At 72.3% G+C, this 12,184-nt stretch carries 11 protein-coding genes; 6 read left to right on the forward strand and 5 right to left on the reverse strand.

Going from position 1 to position 12,184, the window contains the following annotated elements; translation table 11 throughout:
• Window positions 1-148: 148 nt before the first annotated feature.
• Together ACIGZJ_RS15665 and ACIGZJ_RS15670 are read right to left on the reverse strand one after the other, a co-directional pair.
• On the reverse strand, window positions 149-763 hold the full coding sequence (locus ACIGZJ_RS15665) for a DUF4188 domain-containing protein (protein ID WP_396457722.1): 615 nt from the start codon (window positions 761-763) through the stop codon (window positions 149-151).
• Between the two features lie 96 nt (window positions 764-859).
• Window positions 860-1,468, reverse strand: coding sequence for a TetR/AcrR family transcriptional regulator (locus tag ACIGZJ_RS15670; protein ID WP_396457723.1), 609 nt, complete (start codon window positions 1,466-1,468; stop codon window positions 860-862).
• A 257-nt stretch (window positions 1,469-1,725) separates the two neighbouring features.
• On the opposite strand from ACIGZJ_RS15670, the gene ACIGZJ_RS15675 reads away from it, so the two are divergent.
• From ACIGZJ_RS15675 to ACIGZJ_RS15690, 4 genes are all read left to right on the forward strand, one after another.
• On the forward strand, window positions 1,726-2,448 hold the full coding sequence (locus ACIGZJ_RS15675) for a 2-phosphosulfolactate phosphatase (RefSeq protein ID WP_396457724.1): 723 nt from the start codon (window positions 1,726-1,728) through the stop codon (window positions 2,446-2,448).
• Window positions 2,449-2,717: 269 nt separating this feature from the next.
• Window positions 2,718-4,046 (forward strand): hypothetical protein, encoded by a 1,329-nt coding sequence (locus ACIGZJ_RS15680; RefSeq protein ID WP_396457725.1) that lies wholly within the window; start codon window positions 2,718-2,720, stop codon window positions 4,044-4,046.
• Window positions 4,047-4,304: 258 nt separating this feature from the next.
• Window positions 4,305-5,054, forward strand: a complete 750-nt coding sequence (locus ACIGZJ_RS15685; protein ID WP_396457726.1) for a dienelactone hydrolase family protein — start codon at window positions 4,305-4,307, stop codon at window positions 5,052-5,054.
• Between the two features lie 205 nt (window positions 5,055-5,259).
• Entirely contained in the window at window positions 5,260-6,645 is a 1,386-nt protein-coding gene (locus ACIGZJ_RS15690; protein ID WP_396457727.1) for a ParB/Srx family N-terminal domain-containing protein, read from the forward strand.
• Window positions 6,646-6,737: 92 nt separating this feature from the next.
• On the opposite strand, the gene ACIGZJ_RS15695 is transcribed toward ACIGZJ_RS15690, so the two are convergent.
• From ACIGZJ_RS15695 to ACIGZJ_RS15705, 3 genes are all read right to left on the reverse strand, one after another.
• Window positions 6,738-7,724, reverse strand: a complete 987-nt coding sequence (locus ACIGZJ_RS15695) for an aldo/keto reductase (protein ID WP_396457728.1) — start codon at window positions 7,722-7,724, stop codon at window positions 6,738-6,740.
• Between the two features lie 105 nt (window positions 7,725-7,829).
• Window positions 7,830-8,723 (reverse strand): ABC transporter permease, encoded by an 894-nt coding sequence (locus ACIGZJ_RS15700; RefSeq protein WP_396457729.1) that lies wholly within the window; start codon window positions 8,721-8,723, stop codon window positions 7,830-7,832.
• Window positions 8,723-9,658, reverse strand: coding sequence for an ATP-binding cassette domain-containing protein (locus tag ACIGZJ_RS15705; protein ID WP_396457919.1), 936 nt, complete (start codon window positions 9,656-9,658; stop codon window positions 8,723-8,725). Before ACIGZJ_RS15705 ends, ACIGZJ_RS15700 begins: the two co-directional genes overlap by 1 nt.
• Before the next feature lie 230 nt (window positions 9,659-9,888).
• Here ACIGZJ_RS15705 and ACIGZJ_RS15710 point away from each other — a divergent pair, with 230 nt between their 5' ends.
• Together ACIGZJ_RS15710 and ACIGZJ_RS15715 are read left to right on the forward strand one after the other, a co-directional pair.
• Window positions 9,889-10,680, forward strand: coding sequence for a TetR/AcrR family transcriptional regulator (locus ACIGZJ_RS15710; protein ID WP_396457730.1), 792 nt, complete (start codon window positions 9,889-9,891; stop codon window positions 10,678-10,680).
• Between the two features lie 206 nt (window positions 10,681-10,886).
• Window positions 10,887-12,032, forward strand: a complete 1,146-nt coding sequence (locus tag ACIGZJ_RS15715; protein WP_396457731.1) for a serine hydrolase domain-containing protein — start codon at window positions 10,887-10,889, stop codon at window positions 12,030-12,032.
• Window positions 12,033-12,184: the final 152 nt, after the last annotated feature.

A 12,184-nucleotide genomic window follows, 5' to 3' on the forward strand; every position in this document is an offset into this window, starting at 1 on the left:
CCGCCGGCCGCCCGTTCCCGTGAGCCGGCCGGAATGATTTCTGGATTCCCCTTCTACCACGGCCGGCGCCCCCGAGTAAGGGCGCGACTACCGATCGCGAGAAAGGCGGCGGGGCGGATGTCCGACATCCGCCCCGCGCCCTGGCCGCTCAGATCAGCCGCTTCTCCTTGACCGGCACAGCCTCGACCGGTGCGGCCTCGACCAGTGCGGCCTCCGCCAACGGACAGCCGCCTGACGCCCCCTCATCCGCCTTCCCTTCGCCACCCGCACCCGACCGGAACGCGAGCCGGGCCCGCGCGCTCTTCCCCCGGCTCTCCACCGGCAGCGAGCCGTGGGCCGCCGCCAGCCCGAACGGCGGCATGTCGAAGTAGACCGCCTCGTACGACCCCTCCGGCGCCATGTACGTCTCGTGCCACAGCCCCACGTGCTGCCGGATCCGGCCCTCGCGCAGCTTGCGGTTGGCGATCCCCCACACCGTGTGGTGGAACCCGTCGGGCGCCGACGCGTACGCGTACAGCTTCTCCTTGGACTCCCAGTACTGCACCACGTAGTACGTGCGCGGCGAGGCGGTCAGCAGGATGCGCCCGCGCAGCCCGCGTTCGGGCTGCTTGGCCAGTTCGTACAGCATCCGCAGCATCGCGAAGAACACCGGGCCCCAGTGGTGGACGGCCCAGAACCGGTTGATGCGCATGCCGATCAGCAGGACCACGGCGTCCCCGGTCGCGGCCGCGGTGGTGTAGCCCGGAGTCGGTTTTGCGAACATCGCTGCCTCCAGCTGTCTCCATCCCCCATGTAAGCGGTGATTACATCAGCGCACGGAGACCCGGTCAAGGCTCGTCACACCCCAAAGGCCTTTAAATCAACGGGGGTTGGCGATTCCCTGGCCGAAGGTGTCCAGCACCTGCGCGGCCAGCTTCTCCGCCTCCCCGACCGGCAGGTAGCCGTCGATGATCATCTGGGACAGCCCGTACACCAGCGCCTGCCCGGCCAGCCCCACCATCTCCGGATCCCCCGGCCGCAGCCGGCCGGCCTCCTGGTCGGCCGCGATGAACCCCGCGTACGCCTGGTCGATCCCGGCCAGCCGCTGCTCCAACTCGGGCTGCCGGGAGGTGGCGAACACCCTCGACCGGACCAGCTCGAACCGGTGCGGGTGGTGGATCGCGTACCGGACGAAGCCCAACCCCATCGCCCGAAGCGCCCCGCGCCCGCCCTCGTCCTCCTCGACCTCGGACCGCTGCCACCGCTCGAAGTCCGCCAGCACCCGGTCCGCGACCTCGGTGAGCAGCGCGCCCCGATCGGCGAAGTGCCGAAACGGCGCGGCGGGCGACACCCCCGCCCGGCGCGCCACCTCACGCATCGTCACCTTCTGCTGCCCCTGCTCGTCCAGCAGCCCCAGTGCCACCGCCACCAGCGCCTCGGGCAGCGAACCGTGGTGGTATCCGCCCCGCTCAACCGGCCTGTCCGTCATGCGTGCAGTGCTACCACAGCGCCCCCTGGTGACCGACGAGTACGCCCCAGGCCCACCGAAAGCCCGCAACGGGGAATACGGGGAGACCGCGCCCACCGAGGCCTCCGGGTGAGGCAGCCGACGGCCCCCGGAGCAGAGCCGGCCACGGGTCACAGCGGCGCGAGGACGACACCGTCGACGACGGCGAGCAGGACCCGTCAGCGTGACGCGCACCACTGCCCGGGTGCTACGGGCCGGGCATACGTGATTATGATCCGATGGATGCTCGTTTTCTTGGTATCGCCGAATTGGTCGAAGTCCCGTCCGTAGCGGTCGTTGTCGACGTCATGCGCGCTTTCACCGTGGCCGCCTGGGCCTTTGCCCAGGGGGCGGAGAAGATCGTTCTTGCCGGGTCGCTGGACGAGGCCATGGCACTCAAGGCCCGTCACCCGGACTGGGTGGCGGTCAAGGACGGTCCGGCCACGCCCGGGTTCGACACCGTCAACTCGCCGGGCCTGATGCGGTCGATCGACCTTGGCGGACGGACCGTTGTGCAGAAGACCACGGCAGGGACGGTCGGCGCGCTCGCGGTCAAGGAGGCCTCGCTGGTGCTGTGTGCCGGCTTCGTGGTGGCGGAGGCGACGGCCCGGCTGTTGCGGACCCGCGGGTGCGACAGCGTCACGTTCGTGGTCACGGGCGAGGACGGGCAGGCCGACGAGGACCTGGCGTGCGCCCAGTACATCGCCCGGAGGGCCGCCGGGGCCGAGGTGGATCCGGCCGGGTTCCTCCGCCGCGCCGACGAGTCGCTCGCCGCCGCGGAGCTGAGGACCGGGGTGCGCGAAGGGGTCCATCCTGACGATGTCGCGCTCTGCCTGGAGCTCGACCGGTTCCCCTTCGCCATGGTGGCGACCCTGGAGGACTCGCTGATGGTCCTCCGCCCGTACGGGCCGCGCGGTGGTGCGGCTGCCGCGGCCTCGCCGACCGACGAGGCGTCGATCTGACCGCTGGTGAGGTCCGGCTGCTGCCATGGGACGGCGGGCAGCCGGTCGGGGCACCGGCCGACCGGTGGTCCCATGGCAGGGCAGGCCGGTCGGGACACTGGTCCCGGGACACATCCGGGACCACGGCCTCATGCTCCGGTCGTCGCGAATTCCTAACGTAAGAGCACGCGTTGAGCACTCGGTCCGGGACGCCGGTCGAGGCCTCACGCGCCCGGGCCGGGATCTTCGGCCCGGCTCTGTTGGGACAGCGCACTACTGGAGGATCCAAGATGAGTTGGAACCAATTCACTCTCTCGTCGGCCGACAGCGCGGCGCAGTCGAGCCGCCTCGCGGCGGTCTCGCGGATCGACGGCAGCATGGAGGTCTGGTGGGTCGCCTCGAACGGATCGGTGCAGGGGGCGTACTGGTACGACGGGTCGCCGTGGAAGCGCTATGAGGTGGCGCCGCCCGGCAGCGCCTCCACCAACGGTGGCATCGCGGCCGTGTCGCGCATCCCGGGCAGCATGGAGCTCTGGTGGGTCGGCGCCAACGGCTCGGTCCAGGCCGCGTACTGGTACGACGGATCCCCCTGGAAGCGCTACGAACTCGCGCCGCCCGGCAGCGCCTCCACCAACGGCGGAATCGCCGCCGTCTCCCGCATCCCCGGCAGCATGGAGCTCTGGTGGGTCGGCGCCAACGGCTCCATCCAGGCGTCCTACTGGTACGACGGGTCCCCGTGGAAGCGCTACGAGCTCGCGCCCCCCGGCAGCGTCTCCACCAACGGCAGCATCGCCGCGGTGTCGCGTATCCCCGGCAGCATGGAACTCTGGTTCACCGGCGCCAACGGCTCCGTCCAGGCCGCGTACTGGTACGACGGATCCCCCTGGAAGCGCTACGAACTCGCGCCGCCCGGCAGCGCCTCCACCACCGGCGGCATCGCGGCCGTCTCCCGGATCCCCGGCAGCATGGAGGTCTGGTTCACCGGCGCCAACGGCTCCGTCCAGGACCGCTACTGGTACGAGGGCAACGCCTGGCAGGCCTTCGAACTCTCGCCCGCCGGCAGCGCCTCCACCACCGGCGGCATCGCGGCCGTCTCCCGGATCCCCGGCAGCATGGAGATCTGGTTCGTCGGCGGCGACGGCTCCGTCCAGGACCGGTTCTGGTACGACACGTCGAGCAAGAACTTCGACCAGAATGTCACCACCGACATCGCCATCGGAGGCTCGGCGCACGTCGTGATGCGGCAGGACGGCTTCTTCTCGTTCAGCACGCACGCCCACGACAGCGGTTTCGACAACATCGACTACACGATCACCGCCGCCGTGATGACGCCGGACGGAACCGTGTTCACCTTCCAGCACTCCGGCCACACCGAGGGGACCGTCGCCGGTCTGCCCTTCGGTACCCCGGACCGCAACGACGACTTCACGTTCACCGGCAACAACCCGAAGATCACCGAGAAGTGGGACGGCATCCTCAACGGCACCTTCAAGGCCGACCTGGACGCGACGGACACCCTCGCGGCCGGCGTCACGGGAGCGCTCGGCGACCTCGTGAAGGCGATCGTGTCCGCGGCGGGCAAGGCCGCGGCGGAGGCGGTCATCAAGCTGGTCTCCTGACCCGTGACCCCGGCGGCCCGGCTCCTCCCCAGGGAGCCGGGCCGCCGGGCTGCGGGCGGGTCCAGGCCTCCACCGACCCGCCCGCAAAAACCGTTGGGCGGACCGCCGCGGCCACTGCTACCTTTCCGGAGGCCGTGCGAGAGAACGAGGAGGTGGTACCCGTGAACATGTTCACGTTGGTGCTCTCCTCCGGGGTCACGGTCGGGCGATAGGTCGTCCGGGAGCGCCGTTCAGCAGCACTCCCGAAAGGCACGACCCATGCAGTTCACTTCCGAGCAGCGCTTCGACGACGGCGTCATCGAGCGCGAGTTCACCCTCGGCGAGATCCCCGGCACCCTCTGGACGCCCGCATCCGCCGACCCTGCCGAGTCCACCGACCCTGCCGCACCGACCCCGCTGATCCTGATGTCCCACAACGGCGGTCTGCACCGGCGGGAGCCGCGGCTGATGGCCCGGGCCCGTCAGTCCGCCGCGTGCGGCTACGCGGTGGCCGCCATCGACGCCCCCGGGCACGGCGACCGGCCCCGTTCCGCCGCCGACGACCAGGCCCGCGCCGAACTCCGCCGGGCCATGACGGCGGGCGAGCCGGTCGACGAGATCTTCGAGTCCTTCATCGGCCCGCTGGTCGAGAAGACCGTCCCGGAGTGGCAGACCACCCTGGACGCCCTCCTCGCCCTGCCCGGGATCACCGGCCCGGTCGGGTACGGCGGGTGGACCGCCGTCGGCATCCGGCTGGCAGCGGTCGACCCGCGCATCACGGCCGCCGGCTTCTTCGCCGGGGGCTACGTGCCCCGCGCCCAGCGCGAGGAGGCCCGACAGGTCACCATCCCGCTGCTGTTCCTGCTCCAGTGGGACGACGAGGGCAACCCCCGCCAGCGGGCCCTGGACCTCTTCGACGCCTTCGGCAGCAGGGAGAAGACCCTGCACGCCAACCTGGGCGGCCACACCGGCACCCCGTGGTTCGAGGTCGAGGACGGAAACCGCTTCTTCGACCGCCACCTGAAGTAACCCCACCCCGGCAGGCAGGCGGCAACCGACCGCCTGCCTGCCGGGCGGTACACCTGGGCCACTCCGCCGACGGGCGGGCTGCGGTGGACAGGCTTCACGCAGCAGCCACCTGGGTGCCACCCCACGGACACCGGTTGAGCCGTGGCCAATGGCTGGATGTGCGCCAGCAGCGATTGCCATCGGCCGCCGACCCGCAGGAGAACCCATGAGCACCGGCCCCGCGCCGTCCCCCCAGCACCGTCGCCCGGGCCGCGGGGTGCTCGCCGCCGCAGCGGCCGGCGTGCTCGCGCTCGGCGGCCTGGCGGGCCTCGCCGGCCCGGCCGCGGCGGCCACCGCGCCCGCCCCGGGTGCCGCCCTGCAGGCCCGGCCCGGGGATCTGCTGGACGTGACCCTCGACCAGCTGCGTCCCACCCAGTCCTCGGTCGGCTACGACGAGGTCTTCTACAAGCTCGGCCGCTACGCCTCCCCCAAGGACGAGCTGAACGGCTCCGTCAACAAGCGCTTCGACGACTGGTGCGAGACCAACGGCCAGGGCGTGGCCGCCACGGTGCAGCCGGGCGCGCGCCTCTCCGACCCGTCGAGCTTCACCTGCACCATCCCGCTGGGCCAGGAGACCGACGCCAGCCGCGCCGAGATGAAGACCGTCGTCGTCGGCCCGGGCGGCGCGCTCTACCTGACCGACGGCCACCACACCCTGACGTCCTTCCTGGAGACTCCGGACGGCGGGCCGCGGCTGCACATCCGGCTGATCGTCCAGGCCAACCTCGGCGACCTGTCGCCCGCCGCCTTCTGGCAGGCCATGCAGGCCCGCAACTGGGTCCGCCTGGTCGACGAGCGGAACCAGCCGGTCACCGTCGAGCAGCTGCCGCAGCACCTGGGCCTGGCGTACTTCCACGACGACCCGTACCGCAGCCTGGTCTACTTCACCCGCGACATCGGCTACTCGGTACCGGACGACGCGGCCGAGTACCTGGAGTTCCTCTGGGGCGACTGGCTGCGCGGCCAGGGCATCGGCCTGCCCGGCTCCTACGACAGCACCGACGCCGCCTCCTACCTGGCCGCGGTCCGGACGGCCTCGCAGGCCATGTCGGCCCTGCCGGGCGCCGCCGTGGTGGCCGACGGCCGCACCGCCGACCAGCTGGGCCGGCTGAACCCGTGGAACGCGGGCAAGAAGCCCACCGGCGGCGAGTTCGGCAAGCTGAGCACGCCGATCACCGAGGCCAAGCCCGGCAAGCTCGCCTACGCGCTGGACTTCCGTGCCAAGGTGCCGACCGGTCCGGCCTGCACCACCACCGTGACGGGCCGCCACACCGGCCCGCTGGTGGTCGCCGCCGGTACCACCTGCCTGACCGACGCCCGACAGACCGGCCCGATCGTGGTCCGCGCCGGGGCGAGCCTGGTCGTCAGGGGCTCGGACCTCACCGGCCCGGTCCAGGCGGTGGGCGCCGGCACGGTGCAGTTCTGCGGCACCGTCCTGACCGGCCCGCTGAGCGTGGTGAACACCCGCGACCACCTGACCCTCACCGGCCCGGGCTGCACCCCCAACACCCTGAACGGCCCGCTCCAGCTGGTCGGCAACCCGGCCTCCTGAGCACAACACCGCAGCCGGCCCGGCGACTTGGTGGCTGCCCCTTGTCGACAAGGGGCAGCCACCGGAGCCACGCCGGGTAACGGAGTCCGGTCCTACCAGGCGTAGTCCTCCGGGGCCGGCTGGTGGCCGGGGAAGATCTCGTCGAGGCGGTCGAGGGTCTTCTGGTCGAGCGTCACCTCGAGGGCGCGCAGGGCGCCTTCGAGGTGGGCGAGGGTGCGCGGGCCGACGATCGGGGCGGTGACGGCGGGGCGGGTGAGCAGCCAGGCGAGGGCGATGTCCGCCGGGTCCTCGCCGAGTTCGGCGGCGAAGTCCTCGTAGGCCTGGATGCGTTCGCGGTTGGCGGCCAGGATCTCGCTGGCGTGACCCATCGCGCCGCGGACGCCGGTGCCCTCGCGCTCCTTGCGCAGGACGCCGCCGAGCAGGCCGCTGCGCAGCGGGGACCACGGGAGCAGGCCGAGGCCGTAGTGCTGGAGGGCGGGGATGACCTCCAGCTCGACGGCGCGGTCCAGCAGGTTGTAGAGCGACTGCTCGCTCACCAGGCCGAGGAAGTGCCGGGCCCGGGCGGCCTCCTGGGCCTGGGCGATGTGCCAGCCGGCGAAGTTGCTGGAGCCGACGTAGACGATCTTGCCCTGGGCGACCAGGACCTCCATCGCCTGCCACGCCTCCTCCCACGGCGTGTCCCGGTCGATGTGGTGCATCTGGTAGAGGTCGATGTAGTCCGTGCCCAGGCGGCGCAGGCTGGCGTCCACCGCGCGCCGGATGGCGAGCGCGGAGAGCCGGCCGTCGTTGGGCCAGTCGCCCATCGGGGCGTAGGCCTTGGTGGCCAGCACGGTGCGCTCACGGCGGCCGCCGCCCTGGGCGAACCATCTGCCGATGATCTCCTCGGTACGGCCCTTGAGGTTGCCCTCGGGGTCGCGTCCGTACGCGTTGGCGGTGTCGAAGAAGTTGATACCCCGCTCGTGGGCGGTGTCCATGATCAGATGGGCGTCGGACTCCTCGGTGTGCGGACCGAAGTTCATGGTGCCCAGGCAGAGTCGGGAGACGGTCAGGCCGGTACGGCCGAGATGGGTGAACTCCATGCCGCTCACCCTCTGCCGCACCGGCCCCGGTGTCCAGCACATTTCGCCTGCGGCGCAAGGACTCGGCGCAAGGACTCGGCGAACCGCCGGGCACCAGTCAGACCATCACCGCCCGTGCGTGGCGAACTTCCGTACCGCCAGCGGGCCGAACACCGCCGCCAGCAGCGCGCACCAGAGCAGCGCGGCGGGCACCGCGTGCTGCAGCGGCCACGCCGGCCCGACCGCCGCCGGGTTGCCGAAGAGCTCACGGCAGGCCTGGACCACCGCGCTCACCGGGTTCCAGTCCGCGATCAGCCGCAGCCAGCCCGGCATCCCGCCGGTCGGCGTGTACGCGTTGGTGACCATGGCCAAGGGGAAGACCATGACGGCGAGTTGGCCGGCCGTCTCCTCCTTGCCGACGATCAGGCCGAGGCAGGTGCCGACCCAGGTCATCACGAAGCGGAAGAGCAGCAGCAGCGCGAACGCGCCTGCCGCGTCGGCGAGTCCGCCCCTGATCCGCCAGCCGGCCGCCAGCCCGACCCCGACCATCAGAGCGAGGACGCAGACGCTGACCAGGAGGTCCGCCAGGGTCTGGCCGAGCAGAAGTCCGGTCCGGGACACCGGCATCGAGCGCAGCCGGTCGGTGACGCCGCGCCCGATGTCCCGGGCGGCGCCGACCATGGTCGGCATGATGCCGTTGACGGCCACCATCGCGAACAGTCCCGGCATCAGGAACTCGCGGTAGTTTCCGCCGGGCACCTGCATGGCGCTGCCGAGGACGTATCCGAAGACCACCACCAGCACCACCGGGACCGCCAGCGAGGCGACCACCAGTCCGGGTGAGTGGCGGTAGGCGAGCAGTACCCGAAGCGCCGAGGAGCAGGTGTCCGCGACCAGTCGGCCGATCCCGCCGGCGGCACCGGCGCCGGCACCCGGGGTCAGGCCGGGAGTGAAACCAGGGGCGGACCCGGAGGTGGACCGGGCGCCGGACCCGGCAGGCGGAGCGGTGTAGGCGGCCATCAGGCGGCCCTCCTCGGGGAGTTGTCGGCGGTGAGCGCGAGGAAGACGTCGTCGAGCGACGGCGGGCGCAGCGCGACGTCCTGCGCGACCACCCCGACCGCGTCCAACTCCCTGACCAGCGCGGGGAGCAGGATGGTCGACCCGGGCTGCGACACCACCGAGACGGTCCGCTCGAACGGGTCCACCGCCGCGTCCCCGCCTGCCAGCCGCGACAACACCACGACGGCGGTGCCGAGTTGATCAGGGTCCGCGAGCGTGACCGAGAGCCGGGTGCCGATCGCCGCCTTGAGCCGGTCCGGCGGTCCGGTGGCGATGGCGGCGCCCTGGTCGACCACGACGATGTCGTCGGCCAGCCGGTCCGCCTCCTCCAGGTACTGGGTGGTGAGCAGTACGGTCGTCCCGCCCTCGGCCAACTCCCTTACGGTGGACCAGATCTCCTGGCGGCTGCGCGGGTCGAGCCCGGTGGTCGGCTCGTCCAGGAAGAGCACGGGCGGGCTGGTGACCAGGCTGGCGACCAGGTCGAGCCTGCGCCGCATGCCGCCGGAGTAGGTGCGCACCAGGCGTCCGCCGGCCTCGACGAGGTCGAAGCGCTCCAGTAGTTCGTCGGCCCGTGAGCGGGCACCCCGGGCTCCGAGGCGGTGCAGCCGCCCGAACAGCCGGAGGTTGTCCCGGCCGGTGAGGCCCTCGTCGACGGCGGCGTGCTGTCCGGCGAGTCCGATCCGGCGGCGGACGGCCTCGGCCTCGCGCACCACGTCGTACCCGGCGACCCGGGCGGTGCCCCGGTCGGGGGCGGCGAGCGTGGCGAGCACCCGGACGGCGGTGGTCTTGCCGGCGCCGTTGGGGCCGAGCAGGCCGCAGACGGTACCTGCGGGGACGGCGAGGTCGAGGCCGCGCAGCGCCTCGGTGGCGCCGAACCGCTTCACCACGCCCACCATCTCGATGGCGGGCCGACTGCCGTCGGGTGCGGGCACGGCGCCGGAGACAGCTCCGGACATGGTGCCGGACATGGGCGTGCCGGACCTGGGCGTGTCGGAGATGGTGCCGGACATGGGCGTGTCGGACATGGGCGTTCCCTTCTCTAGGTACAGCGTACGTAGAAGTGCGCGCAGCCGCATCGTACTACGTACGCCGTACGTATCTAAGATGGGGGCGAGGTGATCGTTCCGTGCCGTCCAAGAAGCCCCCAGCACCCGAGCCCGCCGCCGCCCCCGAGTCGGCGGCGCCCGGTCCGGTTACGCCCGGTCCAGCCGCGCCCGAGTCGACTCCCAGACCCGTCGCCCCCGAGGCGCCCGAGCTGATCTGGCTGCGCCCGGAGCGCACCGGCCGCGGCCCCAAGCCGGCCCACAGTCGCGCCTCGATCGCCGCGGCCGCCATCGCCATCGCGGACACCGAGGGCCTGGAGGCGGTCTCCATGCGACGGGTGGCCGCCGCGCTCGGAGCGGGCACGATGTCGCTCTACAACTACGTCCCGAAGAAGGAGCACCTGCTCGACCTGATGCTCGACGCGGCCGCCGCCGAGTACGAGTTCCCCGCCGAGCCCACCGGCGACTGCCGCGAGGACCTGCGCCGGCTCGCGCACCAGCAGTTGACCGTGCTGCGCCGCCACCCCTGGCTGCCCGCCCTGGTGATCGCCCGGCCGGGCATCGGCCCGAACGGCCTGCGCTACACCGAGCACTTCCTCGCCGTCACCGCGCCCAGCGGCCTGGACGGCACCTCCCGAATGGAGGCGATGTCGCTGCTCAACGGGTTCGTCTGCCAGTACGCGCAGTACGAGCAGACCGCTTCCGCCGGGGCCAAGTGGCAGGCGGAGCTGGTGGGTTACCTGTACACGGCGGCCATGAGCGGCGAATTCCCGCACCTCGCCGAAGCGTTCGCCACCTCCGGCCCACCGGGCGATCCGGATGCCACCTTCGACCGCGCACTGGACCGCGTCATCACGGCGGCGCTGGCCCCCTGAGGCCTCCGGACGCCGCTCCGCAGGCCGCCGCGAGGCCAACCGCCCCAGACCCGGCCCTCACCCCCGCCCGGCGGTCACAAGCCGGCGCGGCCGGAAAGCCGTCGAAAACCGTTCGTGCCGGGAGGCACACCACCGTACCGTGACCCGGTCAACCGGTACGGACCTCGCGCCGCACCTCCGCACGCCAGGAAGAGAACGAACCAGCCATGCAGCAGCACAGCGGATGGGCCGACGAACGCTTCGGGGCCGTCGCCGACGCGTTCGCGCAGAACTTCGCCGACTTCCCCGAACTCGGCTCCGCCGTCACCGTGTTCGCCGACGGGCGCAAGGTCGTGGACCTGTGGGGCGGAGTCGCGGACGAGCGCACCGGCCGGCTCTGGGAGCAGGACACCGTCGTCCCGGTCTTCTCCTGCGCCAAGGGCATCGTCAGCCTCTGCGTCCTCCTGCTCGCCCAGCAGGGCCGGCTCGACCTCGACGCCCCGGTGAGCCGCTACTGGCCGGAGTTCGGGCAGCACGGCAAGGAGGCGATCACCTCCCGGATGGTCCTCGGCCACCGCGCGGGCGTCCCCGTCCTCGACCGGGTGCTCACCTTCGAGGAGATCGCCGCCTGGACCCCGGTGGTCCGCGCCATCGAGGAGCAGAAGCCGATCTGGGAGCCCGGCGCCACGCACGAGTACCACGGCCACGTGTTCGGTTTCCTGCTCGGCGAGGTCGTCCGCCGGATCACCGACCTCACCCCGGGCGCGTACTTCCGCCAGGCCGTCGGCGACCAGCTGGGCCTGCGGGCCTGGCTCGGCCTGCCCGTCGGCGAGCTCGACCGACTGGCCCGCCTGGTCGAGGCCGAGGGCCGCCGTCCGATGCCGGGCCCCGAGCACCTGCTGACCCGCATCGTCACGATGAACGGCGCGCTCGTCTTCCCCGGCCTGGACGAGCCGCACGGCTGGAACGACCCTGCGCTGCACATGATCGAGCTGCCCGGCGCCGGCGCGGTCGCCTCCGCGAGCGGACTGGCGGGCCTGTACGCGGCGGCCGTCACCGGCATCGACGGCCGGGAGCGGCTGCTGAGCCCGGACACCGTGACGGACGCCGTCCGCGAACTGTCCTCCGGCCCGGGCTGGCTCGGCTTCGACCTGGGCGCCCGCTGGGGCTCGGGCGTGCTGGTCGACTCGGCCGCGTTCCGCCCGATGCTGGGCGCCCGCAGCTTCGGCAACGACGGCGCGGGCGGCCAGTTCGCCTTCGGCGACGACGAGTTCGGCATCGGCTTCGGGTACGTCGCCAACCGAATGATCGGACATGGTGACGCGCGCGCCAACCGCCTCGTCGCGGCGGTCCGCGACTGCCTGGGCGGCTGACGCGCGCTCCGCGGGTCGGCGTGACGCCTGCGTGACGCCCACCCGCGGATGCCCATCCGCGGACGCCCCCGCGGCGCCCCCGCGCCAGGAGCCGGGACCTTTGCCCCATTGTTTGATGGCATGGACATGCCTAGGCTGGCCGCCAACAGCCG

The sequence above is a fragment of the Kitasatospora sp. NPDC052868 genome, from assembly GCF_044547105.1.
Lineage (GTDB): Bacteria > Actinomycetota > Actinomycetes > Streptomycetales > Streptomycetaceae > Kitasatospora.

Bases quoted from the DNA above. Each gene is read 5' to 3' on its own strand.
- ACIGZJ_RS15665 (WP_396457722.1), bottom strand. From the start codon at position 763: ATGTTCGCAAAACCGACTCCGGGCTACACCACCGCGGCCGCGACCGGG.
- ACIGZJ_RS15670 (WP_396457723.1), bottom strand. From the start codon at position 1,468: ATGACGGACAGGCCGGTTGAGCGGGGCGGATACCACCACGGTTCGCTG.
- ACIGZJ_RS15675 (WP_396457724.1), top strand. From the start codon at position 1,726: ATGGATGCTCGTTTTCTTGGTATCGCCGAATTGGTCGAAGTCCCGTCC.
- ACIGZJ_RS15680 (WP_396457725.1), top strand. From the start codon at position 2,718: ATGAGTTGGAACCAATTCACTCTCTCGTCGGCCGACAGCGCGGCGCAG.
- ACIGZJ_RS15685 (WP_396457726.1), top strand. From the start codon at position 4,305: ATGCAGTTCACTTCCGAGCAGCGCTTCGACGACGGCGTCATCGAGCGC.
- ACIGZJ_RS15690 (WP_396457727.1), top strand. From the start codon at position 5,260: ATGAGCACCGGCCCCGCGCCGTCCCCCCAGCACCGTCGCCCGGGCCGC.
- ACIGZJ_RS15695 (WP_396457728.1), bottom strand. From the start codon at position 7,724: ATGGAGTTCACCCATCTCGGCCGTACCGGCCTGACCGTCTCCCGACTC.
- ACIGZJ_RS15700 (WP_396457729.1), bottom strand. From the start codon at position 8,723: ATGGCCGCCTACACCGCTCCGCCTGCCGGGTCCGGCGCCCGGTCCACC.
- ACIGZJ_RS15705 (WP_396457919.1), bottom strand. From the start codon at position 9,658: ATGGTGGGCGTGGTGAAGCGGTTCGGCGCCACCGAGGCGCTGCGCGGC.
- ACIGZJ_RS15715 (WP_396457731.1), top strand. From the start codon at position 10,887: ATGCAGCAGCACAGCGGATGGGCCGACGAACGCTTCGGGGCCGTCGCC.